This window comes from Allopusillimonas soli (genome assembly GCF_004153445.1).
Taxonomy (GTDB): Bacteria; Pseudomonadota; Gammaproteobacteria; order Burkholderiales; family Burkholderiaceae_B; genus Allopusillimonas; species Allopusillimonas soli.
In genome coordinates this window covers 192,217-217,230 of the sequence record NZ_SDQC01000003.1, presented here as the reverse complement: position 1 = coordinate 217,230, position 25,014 = coordinate 192,217, and the positions used below count along the sequence as shown (strand labels likewise).

General features: G+C 62.6%; 31 protein-coding genes. 9 read left to right on the top strand and 22 right to left on the bottom strand.

The annotated features are described in order from the left end of the window. The first annotated feature begins 5 nt into the window (after nucleotides 1-5). Nucleotides 6-713 (top strand): response regulator, encoded by a 708-nt coding sequence (locus ERD78_RS10850; RefSeq protein WP_129969317.1) that lies wholly within the window; start codon nucleotides 6-8, stop codon nucleotides 711-713. A 113-nt stretch (nucleotides 714-826) separates the two neighbouring features. On the opposite strand, the gene ERD78_RS10845 is transcribed toward ERD78_RS10850, so the two are convergent. Both ERD78_RS10845 and ERD78_RS10840 read right to left on the bottom strand, forming a co-directional pair. After that, nucleotides 827-1,939, bottom strand: coding sequence for a Wzz/FepE/Etk N-terminal domain-containing protein (locus ERD78_RS10845; protein WP_167668911.1), 1,113 nt, complete (start codon nucleotides 1,937-1,939; stop codon nucleotides 827-829). Nucleotides 1,940-2,094: 155 nt separating this feature from the next. Further along, complete coding sequence (locus tag ERD78_RS10840) at nucleotides 2,095-3,045, bottom strand: methyltransferase domain-containing protein (RefSeq protein WP_129969315.1); 951 nt, start codon at nucleotides 3,043-3,045, stop codon at nucleotides 2,095-2,097. Nucleotides 3,046-3,134: 89 nt separating this feature from the next. Between ERD78_RS10840 and ERD78_RS10835 the strand changes: the two genes are divergently transcribed. Beyond that, nucleotides 3,135-3,929: a ComF family protein gene (locus ERD78_RS10835; protein WP_245152433.1), complete on the top strand. Its 795-nt coding sequence runs from the start codon at nucleotides 3,135-3,137 to the stop codon at nucleotides 3,927-3,929. After that, entirely contained in the window at nucleotides 3,907-4,377 is a 471-nt protein-coding gene (locus tag ERD78_RS10830; RefSeq protein WP_129969314.1) for a tRNA (cytidine(34)-2'-O)-methyltransferase, read from the top strand. Before ERD78_RS10835 ends, ERD78_RS10830 begins: the two co-directional genes overlap by 23 nt. Here ERD78_RS10830 and ERD78_RS10825 read toward each other — a convergent pair. The 4 genes from ERD78_RS10825 to ERD78_RS10810 are packed head-to-tail and all read right to left on the bottom strand — an operon-like array spanning nucleotide 4,359 to nucleotide 6,742. Beyond that, a complete protein-coding gene (locus ERD78_RS10825) occupies nucleotides 4,359-5,447 on the bottom strand; it encodes an NAD(P)H-dependent glycerol-3-phosphate dehydrogenase (RefSeq protein ID WP_245152432.1) in 1,089 nt (362 codons plus the stop codon). The genes ERD78_RS10830 and ERD78_RS10825 overlap by 19 nt on opposite strands. A gap of 16 nt (nucleotides 5,448-5,463) precedes the next feature. After that, on the bottom strand, nucleotides 5,464-5,991 hold the full coding sequence (gene secB / locus ERD78_RS10820; RefSeq protein WP_129969313.1) for a protein-export chaperone SecB: 528 nt from the start codon (nucleotides 5,989-5,991) through the stop codon (nucleotides 5,464-5,466). Nucleotides 5,992-6,031: 40 nt separating this feature from the next. Beyond that, the gene (gene grxC / locus ERD78_RS10815; RefSeq protein WP_129969312.1) at nucleotides 6,032-6,295 is read right to left on the bottom strand and encodes a glutaredoxin 3; all 264 of its coding nucleotides are present in this window, start codon (nucleotides 6,293-6,295) and stop codon (nucleotides 6,032-6,034) included. Between the two features lie 24 nt (nucleotides 6,296-6,319). Further along, complete coding sequence (locus ERD78_RS10810; protein WP_218940838.1) at nucleotides 6,320-6,742, bottom strand: rhodanese-like domain-containing protein; 423 nt, start codon at nucleotides 6,740-6,742, stop codon at nucleotides 6,320-6,322. A gap of 77 nt (nucleotides 6,743-6,819) precedes the next feature. On the opposite strand from ERD78_RS10810, the gene gpmA reads away from it, so the two are divergent. The 4 genes from gpmA to ERD78_RS10790 all read left to right on the top strand — a co-directional run bounded on the left by gpmA (nucleotide 6,820) and on the right by ERD78_RS10790 (nucleotide 11,475). Beyond that, complete coding sequence (gene gpmA / locus ERD78_RS10805) at nucleotides 6,820-7,569, top strand: 2,3-diphosphoglycerate-dependent phosphoglycerate mutase (protein WP_129969311.1); 750 nt, start codon at nucleotides 6,820-6,822, stop codon at nucleotides 7,567-7,569. Nucleotide 7,570: 1 nt separating this feature from the next. Next, complete coding sequence (locus tag ERD78_RS10800) at nucleotides 7,571-9,070, top strand: murein hydrolase activator EnvC family protein (RefSeq protein WP_129969310.1); 1,500 nt, start codon at nucleotides 7,571-7,573, stop codon at nucleotides 9,068-9,070. A 69-nt stretch (nucleotides 9,071-9,139) separates the two neighbouring features. After that, nucleotides 9,140-10,699 carry a S41 family peptidase gene (locus tag ERD78_RS10795; RefSeq protein ID WP_129969309.1) on the top strand — a complete coding sequence of 520 codons (1,560 nt, stop codon included), beginning with the start codon at nucleotides 9,140-9,142 and terminating at the stop codon, nucleotides 10,697-10,699. Then, a complete protein-coding gene (locus tag ERD78_RS10790; RefSeq protein WP_129969308.1) occupies nucleotides 10,696-11,475 on the top strand; it encodes a HesA/MoeB/ThiF family protein in 780 nt (259 codons plus the stop codon). Before ERD78_RS10795 ends, ERD78_RS10790 begins: the two co-directional genes overlap by 4 nt. Here the strand turns inward: ERD78_RS10790 and ERD78_RS10785 are convergent. From ERD78_RS10785 to ERD78_RS10760, 6 genes are all read right to left on the bottom strand, one after another. Continuing rightward, nucleotides 11,405-12,148 carry a pyrimidine 5'-nucleotidase gene (locus tag ERD78_RS10785; protein ID WP_245152461.1) on the bottom strand — a complete coding sequence of 248 codons (744 nt, stop codon included), beginning with the start codon at nucleotides 12,146-12,148 and terminating at the stop codon, nucleotides 11,405-11,407. The two genes, ERD78_RS10790 and ERD78_RS10785, sit on opposite strands and share 71 nt — an antisense overlap. A gap of 11 nt (nucleotides 12,149-12,159) precedes the next feature. Then, on the bottom strand, nucleotides 12,160-13,059 hold the full coding sequence (gene argB, locus ERD78_RS10780; RefSeq protein ID WP_129969306.1) for an acetylglutamate kinase: 900 nt from the start codon (nucleotides 13,057-13,059) through the stop codon (nucleotides 12,160-12,162). Between the two features lie 4 nt (nucleotides 13,060-13,063). Then, on the bottom strand, nucleotides 13,064-13,558 hold the full coding sequence (locus ERD78_RS10775; protein ID WP_129969305.1) for a peroxiredoxin family protein: 495 nt from the start codon (nucleotides 13,556-13,558) through the stop codon (nucleotides 13,064-13,066). Then, nucleotides 13,555-14,268 (bottom strand): BON domain-containing protein, encoded by a 714-nt coding sequence (locus ERD78_RS10770; RefSeq protein WP_129969304.1) that lies wholly within the window; start codon nucleotides 14,266-14,268, stop codon nucleotides 13,555-13,557. The genes ERD78_RS10775 and ERD78_RS10770 overlap by 4 nt, the downstream gene beginning before the upstream one ends. After that, complete coding sequence (locus ERD78_RS10765) at nucleotides 14,268-14,861, bottom strand: phosphoheptose isomerase (protein ID WP_167668928.1); 594 nt, start codon at nucleotides 14,859-14,861, stop codon at nucleotides 14,268-14,270. Before ERD78_RS10765 ends, ERD78_RS10770 begins: the two co-directional genes overlap by 1 nt. 66 nt (nucleotides 14,862-14,927) lie before the next feature. Then, nucleotides 14,928-15,410, bottom strand: coding sequence for a YraN family protein (locus tag ERD78_RS10760; RefSeq protein WP_245152431.1), 483 nt, complete (start codon nucleotides 15,408-15,410; stop codon nucleotides 14,928-14,930). A 30-nt stretch (nucleotides 15,411-15,440) separates the two neighbouring features. Here ERD78_RS10760 and rsmI point away from each other — a divergent pair, with 30 nt between their 5' ends. After that, complete coding sequence (gene rsmI / locus ERD78_RS10755) at nucleotides 15,441-16,373, top strand: 16S rRNA (cytidine(1402)-2'-O)-methyltransferase (protein WP_129969302.1); 933 nt, start codon at nucleotides 15,441-15,443, stop codon at nucleotides 16,371-16,373. Here the strand turns inward: rsmI and ERD78_RS20030 are convergent. The 10 genes from ERD78_RS20030 to ERD78_RS10700 all read right to left on the bottom strand — a co-directional run bounded on the left by ERD78_RS20030 (nucleotide 16,370) and on the right by ERD78_RS10700 (nucleotide 24,286). Continuing rightward, complete coding sequence (locus ERD78_RS20030; protein WP_245152430.1) at nucleotides 16,370-17,512, bottom strand: septal ring lytic transglycosylase RlpA family protein; 1,143 nt, start codon at nucleotides 17,510-17,512, stop codon at nucleotides 16,370-16,372. The two genes, rsmI and ERD78_RS20030, sit on opposite strands and share 4 nt — an antisense overlap. Then, nucleotides 17,509-18,381, bottom strand: a complete 873-nt coding sequence (rapZ, locus tag ERD78_RS10740; protein ID WP_129969301.1) for an RNase adapter RapZ — start codon at nucleotides 18,379-18,381, stop codon at nucleotides 17,509-17,511. The genes ERD78_RS20030 and rapZ overlap by 4 nt, the downstream gene beginning before the upstream one ends. A 26-nt stretch (nucleotides 18,382-18,407) precedes the next feature. Continuing rightward, on the bottom strand, nucleotides 18,408-19,337 hold the full coding sequence (gene hprK, locus ERD78_RS10735; protein WP_129969300.1) for an HPr(Ser) kinase/phosphatase: 930 nt from the start codon (nucleotides 19,335-19,337) through the stop codon (nucleotides 18,408-18,410). Nucleotides 19,338-19,344: 7 nt separating this feature from the next. Further along, a complete protein-coding gene (locus tag ERD78_RS10730; RefSeq protein ID WP_129969299.1) occupies nucleotides 19,345-19,800 on the bottom strand; it encodes a PTS sugar transporter subunit IIA in 456 nt (151 codons plus the stop codon). Nucleotides 19,801-19,970: 170 nt separating this feature from the next. Next, the gene (gene hpf / locus ERD78_RS10725) at nucleotides 19,971-20,300 is read right to left on the bottom strand and encodes a ribosome hibernation-promoting factor, HPF/YfiA family (RefSeq protein WP_129969298.1); all 330 of its coding nucleotides are present in this window, start codon (nucleotides 20,298-20,300) and stop codon (nucleotides 19,971-19,973) included. Nucleotides 20,301-20,440: 140 nt separating this feature from the next. After that, nucleotides 20,441-21,205, bottom strand: coding sequence for an LPS export ABC transporter ATP-binding protein (lptB, locus tag ERD78_RS10720; RefSeq protein ID WP_129969691.1), 765 nt, complete (start codon nucleotides 21,203-21,205; stop codon nucleotides 20,441-20,443). A 75-nt stretch (nucleotides 21,206-21,280) separates the two neighbouring features. Continuing rightward, entirely contained in the window at nucleotides 21,281-21,955 is a 675-nt protein-coding gene (gene lptA / locus ERD78_RS10715) for a lipopolysaccharide transport periplasmic protein LptA (RefSeq protein WP_129969297.1), read from the bottom strand. Beyond that, a complete protein-coding gene (lptC, locus tag ERD78_RS10710) occupies nucleotides 21,952-22,587 on the bottom strand; it encodes an LPS export ABC transporter periplasmic protein LptC (RefSeq protein WP_129969296.1) in 636 nt (211 codons plus the stop codon). Before lptC ends, lptA begins: the two co-directional genes overlap by 4 nt. A gap of 2 nt (nucleotides 22,588-22,589) precedes the next feature. Then, nucleotides 22,590-23,189, bottom strand: a complete 600-nt coding sequence (locus ERD78_RS10705; RefSeq protein WP_129969295.1) for a KdsC family phosphatase — start codon at nucleotides 23,187-23,189, stop codon at nucleotides 22,590-22,592. Further along, the gene (locus tag ERD78_RS10700; protein ID WP_129969294.1) at nucleotides 23,189-24,286 is read right to left on the bottom strand and encodes a KpsF/GutQ family sugar-phosphate isomerase; all 1,098 of its coding nucleotides are present in this window, start codon (nucleotides 24,284-24,286) and stop codon (nucleotides 23,189-23,191) included. The genes ERD78_RS10705 and ERD78_RS10700 overlap by 1 nt, the downstream gene beginning before the upstream one ends. 151 nt (nucleotides 24,287-24,437) lie before the next feature. Between ERD78_RS10700 and ERD78_RS10695 the strand changes: the two genes are divergently transcribed. Next, nucleotides 24,438-24,986, top strand: coding sequence for an adenine phosphoribosyltransferase (locus tag ERD78_RS10695; protein WP_129969293.1), 549 nt, complete (start codon nucleotides 24,438-24,440; stop codon nucleotides 24,984-24,986). The last annotated feature ends 28 nt before the right edge of the window (nucleotides 24,987-25,014 follow it).

Below are 25,014 nucleotides of genomic sequence, written 5' to 3'. Positions count from 1 at the left end.
GCCATATGGCCAGAATCCTGGTTGTCGATGACGAAATTGGAATACGTGAGCTCTTGTCGGAAATACTTTACGACGAAGGCCATACGGTGGAGCTTGCCGAGAATGCGGCTCAGGCCCGTGCCGCACGGCTGCGAGCCAGGCCCGATCTCGTTCTGCTCGACATCTGGATGCCCGACACCGACGGTGTGAGTCTGCTGAAGGAATGGAGCACACAGGGCTTGCTCGACATGCCGGTCATCATGATGAGCGGCCATGCCACGGTCGACACGGCTGTTGAGGCAACACGCATCGGCGCCGTCGATTTTCTGGAAAAGCCCATTACCTTGCAGAAGCTGCTCAAGACCATTGCGGCCGGCCTTGCCCGCCCTATGGTCACTTCCCCGGCATCATCGTCCTTCCCTGTCGGCTCGGCCAGCAAACCTGTGGCGGCCCCGCAGCCTGGCATGCAGGCGCTTACGACCACGCCCATGCCTGAACCCGAGCCTGCCGCTCAAGCCGATGGCTCGCGGCTGGGCAGCATATCGCTCGACCAGCCCTTGCGCGAAGCGCGCGACGAATTCGAGCGCATTTATTTCGAATACCACCTGGGCCGGGAAAATCACAGCATGACGCGCGTCTCCGAGAAAACAGGGTTGGAGCGCACGCATTTGTACCGCAAGCTGAAGCAACTGGGCATAGACTCATCGCGTCGTCGCAACGCGAGCAATCAGTAGCGTTTTCGGGGCCTGCCAGTTGGCGAGGTGCGGCCGGCAAGGTGCGGCCGGCGAGGTGCGGCCGGCGAGGTGCGGCCGGCGAGGTGCGGCTGCGGTGTCTGCCGCCTTGGCGTTCAACTGCGGCGCGAATCCGTCATGGCCAGCATGTGGCAGGCCACCGAGACGGCGCATCCGAGCACAAGGCTCGCAAGCACTGACAAAGCAAGAATCAGCATGGCGCGCGGCGCTACCTTGTGGACATATACATCGGACGCAGCATCAATACGTCCTATGGACAGCCGCATGTCATCGATGTCTACGTGTGCCAGCCTGGTCTGCTTCTCGATCAGCGGCAGCATGCCGCTGATGTAGGCGTCGTCGTTCTGACGCTGTTGCAACTGCGTCAATTCCGATTGCAGCGCTTCATAGCCGCGCATATAGAGCAGCCCGTCGGCGTGGCGGCTGGCTCCCGCTCGATCATCCCCGACAACAATGAGAGGGCTGTTTTCAGGCGCTTTGGCCAAGCCTATGGCCCGCGCGACTGTGATGGCATCACGCAGCCTCACCATGCGGGCATCGCGCTGATAGCGGCCAATTTCTCTCAAGGCGGCGATCCGCTTGTCAATGACGTCATTTTGCACGCGCAGCTGGCTTTTCAAGTCTTCCAGCAGCATATCGCGCCCCAGTGCCAGGGCCAGCCTTGCATATTGGATTGTGCGCTCGGATAGCACGTCGGGTTGTGTTCCGCGCAACGTCACGCGCGCTGAGGCAAGCGCACCGCCTTTGTTGACCGTCACCGTAAGATTTCTGTCGAGCATGCGACGCAGCGTCAGCGGCGTTGCGTCTCGAGCCGCACCGGCTGGATGGTACTCGGTGATGAATTGTTGCTTGACGCTGCCCGACTGCAGCACGGCCAGGAAGCGGTTCCAGGCCTCATCCGGTTGGAGTAGCGTATTGCGGATTTCATCGCCCATCTGCTCCCGCAGTATTCGCGCATCCGCGGGCTTGTCTGCCAGGATGCCCTGGGTGGCGTTGTAGATGGCAAGATCGCCGGTGGTGGGGGGAAGCACTTGCACACTGACTTCATAGACTGGCGGTACAAAATATATGTATGCGGTAGCCAGCAGGACAGCCAGACAGACGAGGAGAAAGGTCAGGCGCCACGTACGGCGCAAAATACAGGCCAGGTCTCGAAGACTAATCTCCTCGGCAGGATCCTTTGCGGGTAGAGGATTTTGTTTGGCCAATGCGTGCTCCAACTTGCTGAATATCGCGAAAGGGAGCAATTATAGTTCTTTTGTCACAAAAGCATAATAAATGTAACGTCAATCTCATCTGCGAATAGCGCCGCGAGCCTTTAAGGAACATATCGACTGCCTCTGTGCGGCATGCCGGCTCTCCTTCAGTCACGCGTATCGGGATCCGCCGGCGGACGCAGCGGACGGATCCGCTTCACCGCGGGTTTTATGCTGGCCGCGGAAATACGGGTCTCGCCGGATGCCAGCCGGCGCGAGGCAAGGCGCCAAGCATGTCCGTAGGCGATCTCCACGCTCAGATGTATGGTGCCATCCATATGCCGCTGCGCCGACAGCGCATCGAGCAGCCGTTGCCGCCATGCGCGCCCAGGCAGCGCCGGGCGGCGCAATGTGCTGGCGTTGCCCCCCAGCGCCTGCAGATCCTGAATAAGTGTTTCAGGGCTGCGGTAGGTCAGCGTCAGGGTTTCCTGGTCCATGACCGGATCGGCAAATCCGTTGGTGATGAGCAGGTCGCCAAAATCGTGCATGTCTACAAAGGGCATGCCGCTTGTATGCAGATTTGCATCAGCAATGGCCTGGCGCAGTTCCCTGAAGGAGCCCGGCCCCAGGCAGGAGAACATGGCCAGTCCGTCAGGTTTGAGGACGCGGCGCCATTCGGCCAAGACGCGATGCGGTTCGGGATGCCAATGCAACGCCATATTCGACCACACAAGCTCCTGGCTTTCGGCTGCGAGTCCCGAATCGGCCATGTCCGCTTCGACGAACTGAACCGGGCGTACGGGCTTGTTGCGTAGCCGATGCCACAGGCCGGGCTTGGCGGCATAGCGCCGCCGAGCCACATCGAGCAATGCAGGACATGCATCCAGGCCGGTATAGTCCATGGCGAGGTAGCGTGCGCGCAAGGGTTCAAGCGCATGTGCTGCACCGCAGCCGGCGTCGAGCACCGCGCCAGGTGCAATGCGGATGTAGCTGAGGCGTTGCAGCATGCGCTGCGCAATCTCTCCGTACAGGAACTGCGCGGTATCGAGCGGGCTGCGGCGGGCGAACTGCAGGCGCACATGGCGCGCGGCGATATCCAGGGTGGGAGGCTGTGACATGAAATGCACCATCGGGCTGGCAGTGCGGCCGCATATATGCTGAGATAGCGTTCGGACGCGGGCCTGCCGGGCCCGGAAAAAATTCCATTATGGCTTATCTATCAAGCTTGCGCGAATGGCTCGGCCGCGCGGCGGCGCATGGGCGATGCATCACGCCCTCCCTTCTGGCCATGCATCTGCCTGCACCCTGCTGCCTGTGCGGCGTGCGAACCCGTCGCGCGAGACTTTGCGCCGACTGCAGAAAGTGCCTGGCCGACTCCATGGCAGGCACAACGACACGCTGCGCCCGATGCGGACTGGGGCTTGCTCAGGGTGCAGCGTGTCCGGATTGCTCGGTGCGTGAGCCCGCCTTCGATCGCGTCATTGCCGCTCTCGACTACGTGAGTCCCGCCGATATGCTTGTGCGCCGTTTCAAGTCCGCTGACGGTGTTACGTATGCGCCCGTGCTGGCAGCCTTGCTGGCGCAGGCAGTGCGCGCGCAGCCATCGCTGGCAGCGAATACAATTCTGGTGCCGGTGCCTGCCAGCCGTTCCGCTCTTGCCCGCCGAGGCTTCAACCCCGCTGCCGAACTGGCACGTTATCTGTCGCCTTTGCTGGGCCTGCCGCGTCGTCCGGGGCTTGTCATTCGCACGGGGGAGGGAATGCGTCAGGCCAGTCTTCCGCGCTGCGCGCGCATGCGCAATACAACCGGGTTGTATCGCTGCATCGACCGGCTGGATGGCAGGCATATCGCCGTGGTGGATGACGTGCTGACGACAGGCAGCACGCTGCACAGCATCTGCGCTGAACTCAAGGCGTGGGGCGCAGCATCCACGTGCGGGCTGGTGCTGGCGCGCACGCCTTATTCCAATGGGACGCAGCATGTTTCACATCATTCTGGTTGAACCTGAAATACCGCCCAACACGGGCAATGTTATCCGTCTGGCCGCCAATACGGGCGCCAGTCTTCATCTTGTCCGTCCATTGGGGTTCCGGCTTGAGGACAGCAAGCTCAAGCGTGCGGGGCTGGATTATCACGAATGGGCCCGGCTCCAGGTTCATGAAAACTTGGAAGAGGCGCTGGCCCAGTCCGCGCCCGACCGGTCTCGATGCTTTGCCATGACGACAAAGGGCGCTCGGCTGCTTGGTACCGAGCCGCTGAAACCGGGTGATGTGTTTGTGTTTGGCCGTGAAACGGCAGGCCTGTCCGATAGCCAGCTGTCGCTGTTTCCCGCTGCCCAGCGCCTTCGGCTACCCATGCGGGCAGGCCAGCGCAGCCTGAACCTGTCGAATGCCGTGGCGGTAACGGTGTTCGAGGCGTGGCGGCAGGCTGGCTACGAAGGTGGCCTGTAGGGGCTTTCGGGGCGTGCTTCGCGCGCAAGCAGCCGGGATACGGCCTCGCGCGGCGCCATGCTGTCGAACAGGACGCGGCACACGGCTTCGGTAATGGGAAGATCCACGCCAAACCGAGCGCCAAGTGCCAGCGCCGCCTGCGCGCAGCGTGCCCCTTCCGCGGTCACGCCGCCTTCAAGAGCCTGAGTCAGTGTCTTGCCCGCACCGATGGCCAACCCCACTTTGCGGTTGCGAGACAGATCGCCTGTGGCGGTCAGCACCAGATCGCCCAGCCCGGTCAAACCCGCGAAAGTCTCTGCCTGACCACCCATGGCCAGTCCCAGGCGTTGCATCTCAGCCAGCCCGCGTGTGATCAGGGCGGCGCGCGCATTGGTGCCCAACCCCAGGCCGTCGGATACGCCGCAGGCAATGGCCATGATGTTCTTGAGCGCGCCCCCGACTTCTACGCCGATGACGTCGGTGCTGCTGTAGATGCGGGCCAGTTCACCATGCATCACCGCAATGACGCGCTGCGCTGTCTCCGCTTGCCGGCTGGCCACGGTGAGCGCGACCGGCAGGCCAAGGGCCACCTCGCGAGCAAACGACGGCCCGGAAAGCACGCCCAGCCTGGTATCGGGCTGCGAGGCAAAGGCGGCCTGAGCGATCTCGTGGGGGAGTTGGCCGGTATCGTGATGAAAACCTTTGCAGGTCCAGATAATGGCGGGGGCGGGCTGCGCAGACTGCGCGAGCTGCTGTGCCAGCCTTGCGCAGGTGTCCGCCATGCCTGCTACGGGAACACCCAGAATGATCAGACCTTTGTCGCCCTGCGCGTGCGCCACGGCGGCCTCGAAGTCATGGCTGGCCTGCAGGCGAAGGGGTAGACTGATGCCCGGCAGATAGCGCGCATTGAGCCGCTGGGTGTTGATCTGCGCTACGGTGCCAGGATCTCGGCCCCAGAGCATCGTGTCCGCGCGCGCGCAGGCCAGTGCCGCCAGCGCTGTACCCCAGCTTCCAGCGCCCAGCACGCTAACACGCAGCGGGCCTGCCATCGTGCCAGGCATTCCTGAGGCTTCGATGGGGCGCCCGCTCATGTTGCCGCCTATTGGCTTATTGCTTTGTGGCGCCCGGGGGCACGTACAGGCCCGAGTCCTGCTTGCCGTCCTTCTGCTGCGCCTCGGCGGCCTGCGCCAGACGCTGTTCGTACAGGCTTTGGAAATTGACCTCGGTAAGGTGCAGGGCAGGCAGCGACGTGCGATTGATGGCGTCCGCGATAGTGGCGCGCAGATAGGGATAAAGCATGGTGGGGCAGACAATGCCGATAAGCGGATCAAGCTGCTCGGCGGGAATGTTGGCCGCCTCAAAGATGCCTGCCTGCGTGGCCTCGACCAGGTAGAGCACCTTGTCCTGGATGCGCGTGGTGACCGTGGCGGTGACGGTTGCTTCATAGACCGTGTCGGCCAGGCGTTGGCCCCCGACATTGATGGACACTTCCACTGCGGGGCCTTCCTGCTCCAGGAAAATCTGGGGTGCATTGGGCATTTCCAGTGAAAGATCTTTCACATAGGTGCGCTGCAGGCTGAAGGCGGGTGCATTTTCCTGTTGCTGATCCTGGCTGTTGGCGTTCTGTTCGGCCATGTCTGTTCCGTTGTAGTGAGATGAGAAGGAGGGCGTCGCGTCAGGCGCCCGCGAGCAGCGGCGACAGTTTGCCGGCGCGATCAAGCGCAGCCAGGTCGTCGTAGCCGCCTACATGCGTATCACCGATGTATATCTGTGGCACGGTGCGTCGTCCTGTACGCTCCATCATAACCGCACGCTGGGGAGGGTCGAGATCGATGCGGATTTTTGCTATGTCGTCCACGCCGCGTTGCTTCAGCAGCATTTCCGCGCGTATGCAATACGGGCAAACGCCCGTGCAGTACATGGTGACCTGGCTGGCCATGAGTGTTCCTTGGTTGAGTTGGGTTTACTGCTTGCGGGAGAGCGGCATGCCCGCCTGTGCCCATTCCTTCAGGCCGCCTTCGAGGCTGACGGCTTGCGCATAGCCTTGCTTGCGCAGCGCGTCCGCCACCCGCGTGGCCTCGCGCCCGCTGTCGCAAAAGACGATAATCGGCTTGTCCTTGGGCAAGGCGCCAAGCTTGGCGGGGACATCCGCGGCGGGTACGTTGCGTGCCTGAGGGATGGTACCCGTTTTGAATGCATCGGCGCCGCGTGCATCCAGAAAGATACCATGCTGCTGATTGGCCATCTGTATGGCCTGGCTGACGGTCACCTTCTTCGTGCTGCCGCGGCCAATGGAAGGAAGCAACAGCATGATGCCGGAGGCGACGGCGACGAACAGCAGAATGAGGTTGGTCTGATCGAGAAGAAAGTCCACTTTGTATCCCATGTTTGGCTCCGTGAGCGGAGCAGAATCAAGGGATTATAAAATGGACCGTGAATTTAAACTTTTGGGTGAAACCTGACATGTACAAACTAGTCTTGATGCGTCACGGCGAGAGCCAGTGGAACCTCGAAAACCGTTTTACCGGCTGGAAGGATGTCGACCTGTCCGACACGGGCCGCGAGCAGGCATGGAAGGCGGGACAGTTGCTGCGCGATCAGGGCTTTGAATTTGATCTGGCCTTTTCCTCCGTGCTCAAGCGGGCCATCCGCACGCTCTGGATCGCGCTCGATGCGATGGATGCCATGTACACCCCTGTCGGGTTGAGCTGGCGCCTGAACGAGCGGCACTATGGCGCCCTACAGGGCCTGAACAAGGCCGAGACTGCTGAAAAATACGGGGATGAACAGGTGCTGATCTGGCGCCGTGCCTATGCGATCGCACCCGAGCCCATGAGCGCCGACGATCCGCGCCACCCGCGCTTTGATCCCCGATACGCAAAAGTGCCGGCCGACCAATTGCCCGCCACGGAATGCCTCAAGGATACCGTTGCCCGCGTGCTGCCTTTCTGGAACGATTCCATTGCTCCTGCCGTGCGTGCCGGGCGCAGGGTGCTGGTGTCGGCGCACGGGAATAGTCTGCGAGCACTTATCAAGCATCTGGACAACGTATCGGACGATGACATTGCCCAGGTGAACATACCCACCGGCCAGCCGCTGGTTTACGAGCTCGACGAGTCGCTCAAGCCTTTGCGCCACTACTACTTGGGGGATCCGGCTGAAATCGAGGCGGCCATGGCTGCCGTGGCCAATCAGGGCAAGGCGCGCAAATAATATGCGCCGCGTTTCCAGTCTGCTGATGCTGACCTTGTGTGCGGGCGTGGCCTTTGGCGCGCAGCCGTCCGCGCTGGAACACCAGCAGGCCGAGGCGCGTAAGGAGCGCGAGGCGCTTCAGGCCCGCATCGCGCAGGTGCGTGAGCGCATAGAAGGCCAGGAGTCGGCGCGCCGTGATGCCGCGAATGCGCTCAAGGCGTCGGAATCCGCCATTTCCAGCATCAACCTGCGGCTTGCCCAGTTGGCGGATCGGCGCAAGGAGGTTGAGGCCGAGCTCGACCATCTGGCCGTCGAGATACAGAGCCAGAAGGCAGTGCTCGCCCAACGCCAGCAAGAGCTGGGCGAGCAATTGCGAGGGCAGTATGCAGGCCGCCTTTCTCCGTGGACTGCGCTACTGTCTGGCGACGACCCGCAATCCATAGGGCGCGATTTCAGCTACCTGGGGTATGTGACGAAGTCCCAGGCAGCGGCCATACAGACTGTGCGTGATGCGGTTGCCGAACTTGACGGCCTGCAAGTGCGCACGCGCGAGGGCAAGCAGGAGCTGGTAAAGCTTGCCGACGAAGCGGCCGACCGGCGCAAGGCGCTGCAGGCGCAGAAGCGAGAGCGCGAGCAGGTGCTGGCGCGCATAGAGGATGCATTGGCGCAGCAGCGCAGCCAGGCGTCCACGTTGACACAGAATGAGCAGCGACTGGGCGACCTCATCACTGGGCTGCAGGCTGAGATAGCACGGCAGGCGGAGCAGGCACGCAGGGAGGAGGCCAGGCGCCAGGCAGAGGCCGCCCGGCAGGCGCGAGAACAGGCTGAGAGACAGCGGGCGGAGCGGGAGCGTGCAAGCCGGGAGGCTGAGCAGGCCCGCCTGCAGGTGGAGCGCGCGCGTGAGCGGGCGCGGGAGGAAGAGCAAAAGGCGCAACAGGCGCCCGAACGCTTCAAGGGCTCGGTGCCGGGCCTGTATCCGGACGTATCCGTCGCGGGCGGCTTGCGTCCTGACGAGATGGCGCCAGCGCCGCCGGACGCCCAGATTGCCGGCGAGGGGCCGCCCAAGGCCCAACCAGTGCGCGAGGCGCCTGCACCGCAGGCGAGCCCGGCCCGGCCTGCGCCGCCCCGGGGCTTTCACGGCCTGGACAAGAATTTGCCGTTTCCTGTCCAAGGCACCGTGCAGGGACGTTTCGGTGCAAGCCGTCCCGAGGGTGGCGTATGGCGCGGCATAGTGCTTCGCGCGCCGGCGGGAACCGCCGTTCATGCGATCGCGCAGGGAAGGGTGGTTTTTTCCAATTGGCTGTCAGGTTTTGGCAACCTCATGATCATCGATCACGGCGCCGGCTACCTGAGCGTGTATGCTTACAACCAGAGCCTGCTCAAGCAGGTTGGAGACATCGTCGGATCGGGTGACACCATTGCAACAGTGGGTGCGACCGGCGGCCAGGTTGAACCCGGGCTGTATTTCGAGATACGCCATCAGGGAACACCCGTGAACCCGCTGCTTTGGCTGGGCGGTTAATTTGGGTACTATTTGCCTGATGGATCGTAATATTCCGGTCAATAGTTCGAAATTATTTCAGGAACATGCATGGGCACTCGCAGGTTAGGCGGTTTGGGGTTGGTGTTGGCAGGCGCGCTGGGAGGCGTGCTGATCAGCCTGGGCATCACGGCGGCCGCGCAGCGCGGCGAGCCACTGCCGCTGAAGGGTCTGCAGCAATTCGCCAATGTATACAGTGCAATCAAGAGCAGCTACGTGGAGCCTGTTGCCGACGAGCAGCTTATCGATGATGCCATCAAGGGGTTGTTCAGCGACCTTGATCCACATTCCGCCTATCTTGATGCCGACGCTTTCAAGGAAATGGAAGCCATCACGCAAGGCGGGTTTGGCGGCCTGGGCATTGAGATCGGCAGCGAGGACGGCATGCCCAAGGTCATTTCGCCCATCGAGGACACACCCGCCGCTCGCGCGGGCATTCTGGCGGGCGACATCATTACGCACATCAACGGCAAATCCACCAAGAGCATGACGCTCAACGAGGCCATCAAGCTCATGCGCGGCGAACCGCACACGGGCATCGACCTCACCATCCAGCGCAAGGGTCGCGACAAGCCCCTGTCCGTCCATATCGTCCGCGATATCATCAAGATACGCAGCGTACGCAGCAAGATGCTGGATAACGATGTGGCTTATGTACGCATTGCGCAGTTCCAGGAACGGACTGTGCAGGATCTCACGCGCCAGTTGGGCGAACTCAGCGAAAAGAAGAAGCCCAAGGCGCTGGTCCTGGATTTGCGCAACGATCCGGGCGGCTTGCTGGACAGCGCCATTGGCGTTGCATCCGCATTCCTGAAGCCCGACGTGCTGGTCGTGTCGACGAAGGGCCGCATTCCGTCCTCGAACCGCCAATACTATGCCAAGCCAGCCGACTACATGCGTGGCTATTTCGACGAGTCGGCAAAGTCGCCGGGCAACGGCGGAGAAGTGCTCGACTGGGCCAAGAGGGTGCCCATGGTGGTGCTGGTCAATGTCGGGTCGGCATCCGCATCCGAGATCGTGGCCGGGGCGCTTCAGGATCACCAGCGCGCCAAGATCATAGGGAATCGCACATTTGGCAAGGGCTCGGTGCAAAGCGTCCTGCCGCTCGGCGATGACACAGGCATAAAGCTGACCACGGCGCGCTATTACACGCCGTCCGGGCGTTCCATCCAGGTGACGGGTGTCGAGCCCGATATCGCAGTGGACGATACCGCCCAGGGCAACCTGTTCCGTCTTCCCCGAGAGGTCGACCTGCAGCGCCATCTGCTGAATGCGAGCGTCTCAGAAGACGAGCCTGCTGTACCGGAGGTCGATGAGTCCGAGTCCGATGTGACGCCCAAGATGTTCGAGTTCGGCGGCAAAGACGACTATCAACTGAAGCAGGCCATTAATTTTCTGGAAGGTCGGCCTGTCGAGAAAAACGATCCGCACCTGGTTGCCCAGGCTGAGAAAGCCAAGGCAGCGCAGGAGAAGGCGGCCGCATCCGGCAGCCAGAGCGATGACGAGGCACCGAGCGACAAGGCTGAAAAAAAAACCCTGACGGACACTGACGGGCAGCCTGTGGAACGTTATCGCATCACGCCTGACGGCTTGGTGCCAGCAGGGAAATGAACGATCAGCAGTTGCTGCGTTACGGCCGGCACATCCTGCTCGACGAGTTTGGCATAGAAGGACAGCAGAGATTGCTGGCTTCCACGGTGCTTGTTGTGGGTGCTGGCGGGCTTGGGTCGCCGGCAGCCAGCTATCTTGCCGCGGCAGGGGTCGGGCGTCTCATCCTTGCCGACGATGACAAAGTCGAGCTCGGCAACCTCCAGCGGCAGATCTTGCATACGACCGGTCGCGTGGGCTGGCCCAAGGCCGAATCGGGCCGGCACATGCTGGCGGCACTCAATCCGGATATCGCCATCGAAGCCGTGGTGGCGCGGCTTGACGGCGCATCGCTTGATGAACAGGTGGCGCGTGCGGACGTCATACTGGATTGTTGCGACAATTTCGCCACGCGCCACGCGGTGAACAAGGCCTGCGTCAATGCGGGCAAGCCGCTGGTGTCGGGTGCGGCCATCCGGTTTTCAGGGCAAGTCAGCGTATATGACATGCGTCAGCCAGACGCGCCTTGCTACAACTGCCTGTTCCCGGAGGCGCATGGTGCGCGTGAGCTCTATTGCGCAATTACGGGCGTTCTGGGGCCGCTGGTGGGCATCATCGGAAGCGTGCAGGCGGCGGAGGCCATCAAGCTCATGACTGGCATGGGAGAGCCGCTTGTGGGCCGCCTTCTGTGCCTGGATGCGCTGACCATGCAGTGGCAGACCCTGCGCTTTAACCGCGATCCCGCATGCCCGGTATGCGCAGGCCGGAGCGTCCCGTCAGCAGATGGCCCACAGCATTGACGCGCGCATCCACATAATGTCCGCGCCCGCTGTGGCGGCCTGAAAACGGTGTGCCAGGATGGTAGACATGTACTGTCCGCATGCCCACGCTGCGTGCTCCCTTCAGATTGCGCAACGTATCCTCGACCAGCACCACCTGGCGGGCGGGCACGTTCAGCCGGGCCAGCACCTGCCGCATGAGCGCGGCGGAAGGCTTGGGCCGCATGCGACCCTGCAGGGTCATGTGATCAATAGCCCAGATGTCTTCGAAAAAGTGCAGGATGCCCAGCGTTCTGAGCACTTCAGTGGCGTAGAACAAGGGTGCGTTGGTCAGGATGATCTTGCGGCCCCGCAGGCGGGCAAGCTTGCGCGCGAGTCCGGTTTCGCCGTGTACGAGCGGCGCGATGTCGAACTGATGGCTAAGGCGCAGGAAGTCTTGCGCCTTGACGCCATGATGGCGGACCATGCCGATGACTGTGGCGCCATACCGCTTCCAGTAGGTCTGGCGCAGCGTGTTGGCGGCCTCGGCTTCCAGACCCAATGTGGTGGCCACCGCCGCTCCCATGGCACCGTCTATGGCCTTGAAAATACCGCGCGAGCAATCGTGCAGCGTATTGTCCAGGTCAAACAGCCACACAGGCCCTGCGGCGCGGCATGCAGGCCGGCGCAGTCCTCGGCGCCCGGTAAGGCGAATAGGGCCGGACACTAGTGCGAGCTGATCATGGTGCCCACGCCACGGTCGGTCAGAATCTCGAGCAGCAGGCAATGCGGCACGCGGCCGTCGATGACATGCACGGAATTGACGCCGTTGCGTGCCGCGTCCAAGGCCGAGGAAATCTTGGGCAGCATGCCGCCGGAAATGGTGCCGTCTTCGAAAAGCTCATCAATGGTGCGGGCCGACAATGTGCGCAGCAGCTCGCCATTTTTATCGAGCACGCCTGGCGTATTCGTCATCATGATGAGCTTCTCGGCGCCCAGCACCTCGGCCATCTTGCCTGCCACGACATCGGCATTGATGTTGTAGGCGGTGCCGTCGTCGCTGTATCCGATGGAGGAAATCACGGGAATGAATTGATCGTCCTGCAGGGCCCGGACGACGGCAGGCTCCACCCGCGTGATATCTCCGACGAAGCCGATGTCCAGCACCTGGCCTGGATTCTCGGGATCATCCATGAGTTTCTTGGTGGCCTGGATAAGACAGCCGTCCTTGCCGGTCAGGCCTACCGCCTTGCCGCCTGCGGCATTGATCATCATGACGATGTCCTGCTGCACCTGGCCGCCGAGCACCCACTCCACCACTTCCATGGTTTCGGCATCGGTCACACGCATGCCCTGCACGAACACGCCTTCCTTGCCGATGCGCTTGAGCGCTGCGTTGATTTGCGGGCCGCCGCCATGCACCACGACCGGATTCAATCCAACAAGCTTGAGCAGCACCACATCGTGGGCGAAGCTGCGCTGCAGCTCCTCTTCAGTCATTGCATTGCCGCCGTACTTGATGACGACGGTCTTGCCATGAAAGCGGCGGATATAAGGCAGTGCTTCGGAAAGGACATCCGCCTTGGTCGTGGAGGAATGGCCGGCAGGGTCGGGGGAAGGGCTCATGTCGTTAGCTAGCGAGTGCCTTGTTCACGGTATCGAGGAAAGCCGCCTCGTCGTAATTGCCGAGGTAGCGCTTGATGATGCGCCCCTGCTTGTCGATCAGGAACGCTGTAGGGGTGAGCTTGACATCGCCGAACGCCTGGGCCAGCTTGCCCTGGGCATCTATGACCACAGGAAAGGGCAGCTTGCGCGTTTCGGTGAAATTGAGGACGTAATTGGGCGGGTCGTATTGCATGGCGACCGCGATCGTCTCGAAACCCTTGGGCGCCAAGGCCTTGTAGTGGGCAATGGTATCGGGCATCTGCGCCACACAGGTGGTGCAGCTGGTTGCCCAGAACTTGACGAGCACCACCTTGCCGCGAAGGGCCTGCATGGTGGTCTTCTGCCCGGTAAGGGTGGTGAAGGTGACGTCTGGCGCCGCCCGTGCGGCACTGGAAAATTGCCAGGCGCCTATGCCGGCAATGGCCAGCACGGCCACCAGGCCAATGAGAATCTTCTTCATTGCACTGGCAGGGCTTGAGCGCCCCCTGTATTGGTGTCTGGCGCGGCTGTGGCGCTTGTGCCGGCGGCCTGGGTTTCTGACCCTTGCTCGGCGGTTGCCTGCTCCTTGGCCACGCTTTCGGGTGAAACGATCTGGAACAATTTTACTACCTTGTTGACGCCGCTGATGCCAGCCACAGCCTTGGCGGCGCGTTGTCCTTCCTCGTCGGTGACTTTGCCCAGCAGGTAGACCACGCCGCGCTCGGTCTGCACCACAATGGTCCGGCTGGGCACATCCTTGGTGTTGATGAGCGTGGTACGGGCCTTGGAGGAAATCCAGGTGTCATTGGTGCGCACGCTGAGCGGCGTAATGGCGCCGACCCGGAGCGCGTTCACCACATCGCGGACCTTCTCGACAGCCTTGGCGGACTCTTCGGCCTTTTGCTTGTCCGCCTCGGTGGGCACGTCGCCGGTGAGCAGCAGACGTCCGGCATAGGAGGTGGCCGTGACGCGCGCCTTGTCGCCGAACATATCCGCCATGCGCGACGCGGTTTTCATTTCAATCGATTGGTCCTCGACCTGTTCGCCGGCAGTGCGCCGGTCGGTGACGACCACGGCGGTCGTGGCAGCAGTGCCGCCCACAACCATAAGACCGCAGCCAGCCAGTGCAGCCAGCGAGGAGAAGGCCAGGCTGGCCAGCAAAAGACGTTGAGCGGTAAGGCGTTGGGACATTACAGGGTGTCTCCCAGCAGTAGCGCGTCGATGCCGTCGCAGAGGGCATGAAGCAGAACGATATGGACTTCCTGGATACGCATGGTGCGTTCGTGGGGCACGCACAGGTGGACATCGGCGTCAGAGAGCAATTCGCCGACCTGGCCGCCGCCCTTGCCGGTGAGGGCAATGACGGACATTTCCCTGTCGTGTGCCGCTTCAATGGACCTGAGGACGTTGGGAGAGTTCCCGCTGGTGGAGATGGCGACCAGCACATCGCCAGGCTGGCCCAAGGCATTGACCTGCCGCTCAAAGATGGCATCAAAGCCGTAATCGTTGCCCACCGCCGTCAGAATGGAGGTGTCAGCGCTAAGTGTGACGCCGGCCAGAGGCAGGCGGTCGCGTTCGAAGCGCCCAACCAGCTCGGCAATGAAATGCTGGGCGTCGGCCGCCGAGCCGCCATTGCCGCAGGCCAGAACCTTGCCGTTATTGGCCAGCGTGCCGAACACCATGTCCACGGCAGCGGCCAGGGGTGCGGCCAGCTCCTGGCCGCTGGCGCGCAATGCGTCGATGGCATCGTCGAAATGCGTCGTCATGTGGGATGTCATGTCCATGAGTGTCATTATCTCATGATCGCGCCCCATGCCACGCGCGCCAGGTAACTGATGTATGCCTGATTGTCAGAATGCGTGTCGTATCCAGGTCAACGCCCTGCCATCGATGCTGACGACGTCGAAGCGGCACGGTGGCGTGCGGCCGCCAAAATGACGCTGCGCCAGGCCGGGCAGCAAGGCGGCAGCGGTGCGCCGTATCTTGTCCTGCTTGCCTCTGGCAATGCTGGCGGCAGCGCCGCCATACCGTGTAGACCGGCGCAGGCGAACCTCGACGAACACCAGCACGCCGGCGTCGTCAGCCAGCAGATCGATTTCTCCGCAGTGTCGCCTCAAATTGCGGGCCAGGACCACCAGCCCCGCTTTCTCCAGGTAGGCGCAGGCCTGTATTTCACCCTGGCGGCCGGCGCGCTGGGTTGGAGAGCTGGCCGCGTTCAGGACGGAAAATGAAACGCCGGCTTTTTTTGCACTGGCGCGGCGGCGTGGCCGGCGCCGTCGTGCCGCGCTGGCCAGATCAAATGGCAGTGCCTCGTCTTCCATGGGGGTTCTCATTACAATCCTGAAAAAGGACGAAGGCAAAGTATGCAAGAAAACTCGGCAATGCGGGGCGCGGCCCAGGCATGGCAGCGTGTGGCGGAGCAAGTGGATGGCCAGCATTGGCCCGCGGCCACGCTGTATGTGGTGGCCACGCCCATCGGCAACTTGGGAGACCTCGGCCTGCGCGCATGGCAGGCTTTGCATCGCTGCGATGTCATTGCGGCGGAAGATACGCGTTCCAGCCGCACGCTGCTCGATGCCTGGGGGCTGCGCACCCCCCTGATCGCGGCGCATCGCCACAACGAGGCACAGGCCGCGCAGGCCATTGTGGCGCGACTTCAGGCGGGTGAACGCGTTGCGCTGGTTTCGGATGCTGGCGCGCCGGCGGTCAGCGACCCGGGAGCCCGCATTGTGCGGGCCGTGCGAGAGGCCGGCCTGGGCGTGATGCCCATACCCGGCGCCAGCGCGGTCATTACGGCATTGATGGCCAGTGGCGTGACCTCGGATGAGAATCCGTCTTTCGTGTTTGCCGGTTTTCCGCCTTCGAAGTCAGCCGCGCGCAAGCGATGGCTCGGGTCGTGGTGCGCCCTGCCCGCGCCGGTGATCATGTTCGAGTCCCCGCACCGTGTGCGGGCAACGGTTGGTGATCTGCTTGAGGTATGCGGTGCCGCGCGCGGACTTACCATCGCCCGCGAGCTGACAAAGCGCCATGAGCAGGTGCACACCCTGACTCTCGGCGAGGCTGCGGACTGGTTTGGCGGCGAAGCCCATCGAACCCTGGGCGAGTTTGTGCTTATTGTGCATGAGGCGCCTGCGGTGTCGACGGAAGGGCGCATCGACGACACGGCCGCCGCGCTGCTCGATGCGCTGCTTGAAAGCCTGTCGGTGCGGGATGCGGCAAAGGTCGCCGCCAAAGTGAGCGGTCTGCCGCGCGATACCCTATATGCTTGGGCCCTGGCGCACCGGAAATCCGGCTAGCGCAGGGCGACGGTCGATCCCATGCCGGTTTCCTGCTCGATGCGCAGTGCGGCATTGACGGCGTCGGTGCGCGACAGGTAAGGCCCTATGCGCACACGATACAGGGCGCCGCTGCGTTCCACGCGGGCTGAGCGGGTTTCCACGGCGCCGATGCCATCATTCAATCTGTGTGCCAGCTTGCTGGCTGTATCGGCGGCGCTGAAGGCACCGAACTGCAGGTATATCCGGCCCGCGGCGTCCGATGCCCCATCGAGCGCAAGCTGGGAATCCGCTTCCGGAAGCGTAGCGGCGTCAGGCGCGGGCGTTGGGCCCAGTGTGCTTCTGGCGGGCGGCAGCGCACCGGGACCATCGTCCTGCACGCGCACACCCATGCGGCTGGCCAGCAAGGCGGAAATCGCGTCGTCCGACGAATCGGGGGATATGGATTGCGAGGCGACGGCGCGCCTGCCCGCCGGCTGTGCGGGCTCGGTGGTGCCATCCGCCTTCACGACCCTGACCGTTCCATTCTTGCCGTCGGGCGGCACGGTCTTGACCAGGATGCGGGGCTCGGGTCGAGGCAGGTCGGGCGCCGGCCGCAGTTCAGGCAGGCCGTTTCGTATGTCGTCGTTGGTAATGGCTTCGACAATAACCTTGCCGCTGCCGCGTTTGATCAGCCCAAGCTTGGCGGCCGCAGCATACGACAGGTCGATGATGCGCGAGCTGTGAAATGGGCCCCTGTCGTTGATGCGAACAATGACGGACTTGCCGGTTGCCACCCGGGTCACGCGGGCGTAGCTGGGAAGCGGCAGCGTCGGGTGGGCGGCGGTCATGGCGTACATGTCGTAGATTTCGCCGTTTGCTGTTTTGTTGCCCTGGAATTTGCGGCCATACCAGGAGGCTGTGCCGGTTTCGCGAAATGGCTGCTCGGCGCTGATGGGCACATAGCGCTTGCCAAACACGGTGTAGGGCCGGAAGTTGGCACGCGCATGCGTCTCGATGCGGGGGACGGCGTTGGGAATGGACTGGATGTTTGCCGGGATGTTCGTGCCCGGGCCATCGTCCTTGTAGTAGCCGCCGCCTGAGCCGCCTGGTCCCGCACAGCCCGCCAAGACGGCGAGTGCCAGGGAGAAGGGGAGCAGTAGGCGTCGTGTATGGATCATGGGATATCGGGTGGCGGCTGGTTTCGATGCCTTATCAGTAATGGTGAGTGATCGGAAAAGCGCTTGGCCAATTGTTCGGTGACATAGACCGAGCGGTGCTTGCCGCCGGTACAGCCTATGGCGACAGTCAGATAATTGCGTGTGTCCTGCATGTACAGCGGCAGCCAGCGGCGGATGAAGCTGGCGATATCGTCGATCATGGTTTCGACGCTACCGAATTGTGCCAGCCACTTTGCTACGGGTTCGTCACGTCCTGTAAGGGGGCGTAACTCGCGGTCGTAGTGCGGGTTGGGCAGGCACCGCACATCGAAAACCAGATCGGCGTCGCCCGGCACCCCGCGCTTGTAGGCAAATGACTCGAACGTCAGGACCACCGGCGCCCGGTCTGCCTGGACTATGTCACGTACCCATGCCCGCAGCTGCCCGGGCGTGAGATCGGAGGTGTCGATGACGTGTTCCTGCTCGCGCATGGGCGCCAGCATCTCGCGCTCGGTGTCGATGCACTCTTGCAGGGAAGGCGACTTGCCGCCCTTCTGGAGGCGATCGGTCAGCGGGTGCCGGCGCCGTGATTCCGAGTACCGCTGTATCAGCGTGTGGTCATTCGCGTCGAGGAAGATCACGCGGAAGGCCGTACCCATCGCCCGCAGACTGGTGATAACGTCGGGCAACTCGGCCAGTTCGCCTGGCGAGCGTACATCGATGGCGACCGCCACGCGCTCCAACTCGCTTTCCCGGGTGCTGCCGATGAATTCGTGCAGGAAACGCACTGGCAGGTTGTCGACGCAAGTGTAACCGGCATCCTCCAGCAGACGCAAGGCGACTGATTTGCCGGATCCGGATATCCCCGTAATGAGCACGATTTTCAACATGTTGGAGCTCGGCCTGTATGTGCCGTCTAGTTATTGCGGCCGCTTTCCATGATGGCGATGGCCTGGCGTTCGATGAATTCGCCCATGGTGTCGATGCCACGAAGGGTAAGAATGGTGTTGCGGACCGCGGCTTCGACCAGTACGGCCAGATTGCGGCCCGCGGCTACCTGAAGCATGACACGGCGTATTGGTATCCCAAGTATATCTTCGGTCTGATCCTGCGTGGGCAGGCGCTCAAAGGCCTCCGGCGTTGAGCGGATCAGGTGCACAACGAGCTTGAGCTTCATTTTGCGGCGCACCGAGGTCTCGCCGAATATGGTGCGGATGTCCAGCAGGCCCAGGCCGCGCACTTCAAGCAGGTTCTGCAGCAATGCAGGACATTGGCCCTCGATGACGCTGGGCGCGGTGCGCGACAGCTCGACGGCGTCGTCGGCCACGAGGCCGTGGCCCCGTGAGATCAGCTCCAGCGCCAGCTCGCTCTTTCCCAGGCCCGATTCCCCCGTGATCAGTACGCCCAGGCCCAGTACGTCCATGAATACGCCGTGGGCGGTGGTGCGTGGCGCAAGGCGCTTACCCAGATAGATGCGCAGCAGGTCAATGAGCTGGGCCGCTTCGATCGGCGTTGACAGCAGGGGAATCTGCTGCAGGTTGCAGAACTCGCGCAGATCGTCTGGCGGCGCTATGTCGCCGGCGATGAGAATGGCGGGTACGCCGCCAGCCACGAGATCTTCCAGGTGGTGGATGCGCCGCTTTGCATCGAAGCGGGTGTAGTAGGACAGCTCCTCCGTGCCGAAGACCTGGATGCGAGACGGGTGGATGAGGTTGAGGTGGCCAATGAGATCGGCCGCCGCCATGCCCAGATCGGGGATGAGTCGGTGTGCCGCGCTCTGGCCCGCCACCCATGCGAAGGGAATTTTGTCCGCGTTGTCACTGACGAGTTCCTGGATGGTGAGCATGGGTGCGTCAGTCCTGCGTATGGGTGAGCAGCCGGTGGATGGTCGCCGGATCAGTCTCGGTTGCAAGCACTTGCCGGAGATTGGCATCGGCCATGAGCCGCGCTATTTCGGCCAGCAGGTCGAGGTGCAATTGGGTGGCGCTTTCGGGCACCAGCAGAAAGAACAGCAGGCTGGCCATGCGGCCATCCGCGGTATCGAAGCGCACGGGATCGGCCAGGCGCATAAATGCGGCGCAAGGCTCTTTCAGGTCTTTGATGCGGCCGTGCGGAACGGCGACATGATGGCCCAGCGCAGTGGATCCCAGCCGTTCGCGGGCGATGAGGCTGTGGAACACGGTGGTGCGTGCGATGCCTTGGTTATTTTCGAACAACAAGCCCGCTTGCTCGAAGGCGCGTTTCTTGCTGGTGGCGGGGAGGTCGAGGACGACGTTCTGCAACGGCAGAATGCGCGACATTAGATTCATGTGGCCATTATATGAGCATGATGCCAACTTATGAAAATAGCATATGTGCTGTGCGGGCGGGGGAGCCCGGAAACACGAAGGCCTCAATCATCCTGTGACTGAGGCCGGTCTGGGTGCCCTGTCAGCCGCGTGGTGTCATGACCTGTGCGCAGCCTGGCAGACCCTTGTCGTTATCCGGCAGCTGCGACGTCCTGGCGCTTTGCCGGTTCGTGAGCGTAGTTCTGTACCTTGCTCTTGTACTTGATGACCTGGCGGTCGACTTTATCGGCCAGGAGGTCTATGGCCGCGTACAGGTTCTCGTCGGACGCCTCGCAGTGGATGTCTTTGCCACGCAGCCGCATCGTGATTTCAGCGCAGTGGCGCAGGCGCTCTACCGAGAGTATGACCTGTGTGTCGATTACGTTATCGAAATGCCGCAACACCCGGGCCATTTTGTTGAGGACGTATTCGCGTATGGCCGGGGTAACTTCAAGATGACGCCCGCTGATGCTCAGGTTCATATAAGACTCTCCTTGGAAAAAAATATGCGCGGTAAGGCGCGGTGTCAGGGATAGGCTTTCCTCCTTTAACGTGTTTGCAATGATTCCAGTGTATAGATTGTGGCAAGTAAATCAAGTGGCCGCCTCGGCCTCGACATGCGTTACATTTTAAAGTTCTTGCCCAGGTAGACCTTGCGAACCGCCTCATTGTCGATGATTTCGCTGGGATGTCCTTTGGTGAGTACCTTGCCTTCGCTGATGATATAGGCGCGGTCACAGATGCCTAGTGTTTCCCGCACGTTGTGATCGGTGATCAACACCCCGATGTTGCGGTTCTTGAGAAAATGCACGATGCGCTGGATCTCGATGACGGCAATGGGATCGACGCCCGCAAAGGGCTCGTCCAGCAGGATGAAACGGGGCCGCGTCGCCAGGGCGCGGGCGATCTCTACCCGGCGTCGTTCGCCGCCGGACAGCGAAATGGCCGTGTTGCGGCGGATGTGGCCGATCTGCAGTTCGTCGATCAGGGACTCGAGCAGTTCGCCCACGCGTGCGGACGACAGCGGCCTGCCACTGTCCTCATACTGGAGTTCCAGCACAGCGCGAATATTCTCCTCCACAGTCAGGCGTCGGAACACCGACGCATCCTGCGGCAGATAGGAGAGCCCCATGCGCGCCCGTTTGTGCATGGGCATGCTGGTAATGGCGGTGTCGTCGATTTCTATGCGGCCGGCGTCGGTGGGCACGATGCCCACGATCATGTAGAAGCTGGTCGTCTTGCCGGCGCCGTTCGGACCAAGCAGGCCCACGACTTCACCGCTGTCGACTGACAGCGATACGTCATGCACGACGGTACGCTTGCCGTAGGTTTTTCGCAGCCCAGTCGCGGTGAGCCTTCCTGGTACTACATTCGCGCCCCGGGCCATGGCCTGCTCGGACCGTTGAGATTGAAACATTGAAACCGTCCAGTAAACACAGTGGATGGGAGAAAGGGGAGGGGCCTAGCCCGATTTTCCGGATTTCCTGGCGCACTCAGCCGCCGCTGCGTCGGATTTGGCGCGTGGCAAGGCCAGAGAGCGCACCCGTCCTCCCTGGGCCGCGGAATTCGGACCACTGAAGGCTTCGTAAGTATCGGTCTTCTGGTGATAGATGATGCGTTCTCCCTTGATGTTGTCGAAGGGCTTTCCACAGACATAACGCGTGATGATCGCCTGGCCTATGACCTCGATTTCTTCCTTCTTGCCGTCATATTCGGCACGCAGGCCTTCGGCTTCGATCACCTCGAACTTGGCCGGATTTTCCTGGCGGATGTGCACCAGCTTGCCCTTGGCCGCCGTCGCCGTGCCATATTGAAAGCCGTCGGCATCTTCGTGCATGGAAAGCTTGTCCGCCGTCAGCTTCATGAGCCCGCGTGTGAGGATGACGTTGCCTGTAAACACGCTCTCCCGTTTGGCATCATCGTAGTGCAGCGTATCGGACAGGATCAGCGTGTCGGGCTCTTCCTTGGCATCTTTCGCGCTCGCCGTGCCGTTGCCGCCTGTGGCCTTGCTGTCCTGGCCCGGAGCGGCCTGCGGTTGGGCCTTGCCCGTTTCCTGGGCAATGGCCAGGCCGCCGGAGAGGAGCAGGGTGCCGCCGGTGAGCCAGGCGCACAGAATTCGTATGTAGCGTGGATTCATGGTTCTTGTTTTGTCCCCCCGGCACTGGATTGGCCGGATGTATCGTTCCGGGTGCGTGATTCGGTGCCGGAGATCTTGACGTCGGTGGCAGAGAATACTTCCAGCTGCCGCGTGTCGTTATCGTAACGCATGCCTGTGCCATTCATGGTGGATTTTCCATGCACGACCAGTGCCGGCAGATTGGTTTCCACCACATTCTCGTCGGGCAGCAAAGTCAGCTTCTCGCTGGTTACATCCAGCGGCGGATTCTCGTCGTCCGGCATGCGGTGCACGTGCGCGTCTCCCTTCATGACGATGCGTGCGCCGTCCTGGTCCATGACGGCCACGTCGGCGGTGGCCACCGTGATCGGCGACCCCGGCTGCTGGCCCACGGCACGGGCCTGGATGATCTCGTAGGAATCATCGTCCGGGTAGTGATGCATGCGGTCGCCTTCGAGCCGGTTGATGGCGACCCCGGCCGGATCGCTGCGCACCATGACGAAGTTCGTGGCCCAGGAGTCGGGCTCGTGAGTGATGCGCGGAGGCGGGTCGATGGGGATGGCGTGCTGCGCATAATCAGCAGCCCACCACGTGCCGATGACCAGCGTGATGAGCAACAGGACGGCGATGAGGGCGGGGGCGCGTTCTCTCATGGCTACTGTATGGTGCCGCGCTTCAGGGCGCCCTGGGGCGTGAGGAAGGCGCCCAGGCGGCGCTGGGCGGCCAGCAGGAGGTCGCAGCACTCGCGCACGGCGCCTGTGCCGCCCGGACGGCTGGAAATCCAGTGCGCGGCCTGTGATACATAGGCCGGCGCGTCGGGCACGCTGGCGGCAAAGCCAACGCGCTGAAGCGCGGCCAAATCAATGATGTCGTCGCCCATGTAGCCCGTTTCAGCGAGAGAGCAGCCCTGTTCCTGCGCCAGCGCGGTGAGGGCCGCCGCCTTGTCGCGCACGCCTTGCTGAACCAGGGCAATGCCCAGTTCGGCGGCGCGGCGGGCCAGGATCGTGCTTTCACGGCCGGTAATCAGAGCGACCGCGATGCCGCTCTCGTCCAGCAGCCGCAGTCCGTGTCCATCCAGCACATGGAAGGTCTTGAGCACTTCGCCTTGTTCTCCGTACCACAGGCGGCCATCGGTCAGGACGCCGTCGACATCGAACGCCATGATCCTGACCTGCTTGGCGCGCTCGACGATGGCGGGGGCGACGCGAGCTAGAATCAGCGCTTCGGCGGGGTGGGAAAGGTCGGACAGGTTCATCAGAGCACCTTGGCGGCGAGCAGATCGTGCATGTGCAGCGCGCCTTGCAGTTGACCGGTGTCGTCGATGACGAGCATCTGGGTGATGCGGCCGTCATCCATGAGCGTGGCGGCCTCGATGGCGAGGGTGTCGGGCGTGACGGTCTTGGGGTGCGGTGTCATGCCAGTGCTGACGGTCAGCGGCCGTATGTCCCCGTGGCTGGCGATCAGGCGGCGCAAGTCTCCGTCGGTGAAAATACCGGTGGGTTGGCCATGTTCGTCGACGATGATGGTCATGCCCATCCCCTTGACTGACATTTCCACCAGTGCATCCTGCACGGAGGTGCCTGCCTGGACAATGGGCAAGGCCCGGCCGGTGCGCATGACATCGCGCACGCGGGTCAGAAGCCGGCGGCCCAGCGCGCCGCCCGGGTGCGAACGCGCAAAATCCTCGCGGCTGAATCCGCGGGCCTCAAGGCAGGCCACGGCGATGGCGTCGCCCAGCACCAGCGCCGTCGTTGTGCTGGCAGTGGGCGCAAGATTGAGAGAGCAGGCCTCCTGCTCGACGTGGGCATCGAGGTGCAGGTCGGCATTGCGCGCCAGCTCGGAGGCGGGATGGCCTGTCATGGCGATGATACGGGCGCCCATGCGTTTTACGACAGACAGTACCGTGACGAGCTCCTGTCCCTCACCGGAATACGAGAGCGCCAGCACGATATCCTGCGGGGTCAGCATCCCCAGGTCGCCATGCACTGCCTCGGCCGCATGCATGAAGAAGGCGGGTGTGCCCGTGGAGGCGAGCGTCGCGGCAATCTTGCGGGCAATGTGTCCCGATTTACCGATTCCGGTGACAACCACCCGGCCTTTGCAGTCCAGGATCATGGCAACAGCTTGCTCGAAGCTGCCGTCCAGGCGGGCGGCCAGGGCCTGCAAGGCCGCGATCTCTATGCCGATGCTGCGCTGGGCGGACGCCAGGGCTCGCCCGTCCGGCGACCCACCCGCCTCGTCCGGCTGGCCGACTGCCGCCGCTGTTTCGGCGCTGCCGGATGCCCGCGTGGCGGATTCCCGCGGGCCGGCGGCCACCTGAGCGGCCTGGGAAGTGGAAAAGACGTTTTGCATCCAGGGATTTTAAACAATACTGGACTTTGCGCGGCGGTTTCGCGCAAAGCCGCGGCAAATCGCCCCCGGCCGCGCGTCGGCGGCCGGGCGACTTCGCGGCCGACGCGGTATAGTGTGGCCTACGATACTTTATCGACCTCTGGCCCATTCCATGCACACTGATCCTGCCGACTACGTCCGCGAGGCGATACGTAGCGTTCCCGACTGGCCCAAACCCGGCGTTACCTTTCGTGACATTACGCCCGTACTGCAAGATCCGCGCGCCTTTCGCGTGTTGATCGATATCTTTGTCTACCGATACATGCGGCATCGCCTTGATCTGGTCGCGGGCATAGATGCCCGCGGGTTCATCCTGGGCGCCGTTCTGGCCTATGAACTGAACCTGGGTTTCGTGCCTGTGCGCAAGAAGGGCAAGCTGCCCTTTCGCACCGTCGCCGAAGAATACACGCTGGAATATGGCAACGCGGCGGTCGAGATGCATACGGATTCCGTCCGGCCGGGACAGCGGGTGCTGCTCATCGACGATCTCATCGCCACCGGCGGCACCATGGTAGCCGCTTCCAAGCTTCTGCAGCGACTGGGCGCAAATGTCATCGAGGCGGCCGCCATTATCGAGCTCCCCTATCTGGGCGGCTCGACGGCACTGCGCGACACGGGGCTGCCGCTGTACACGGTCTGTAGCTTCAATCCTGACGACTGACGCCGCAAGGCCGGCGTGGGCCGGCCTG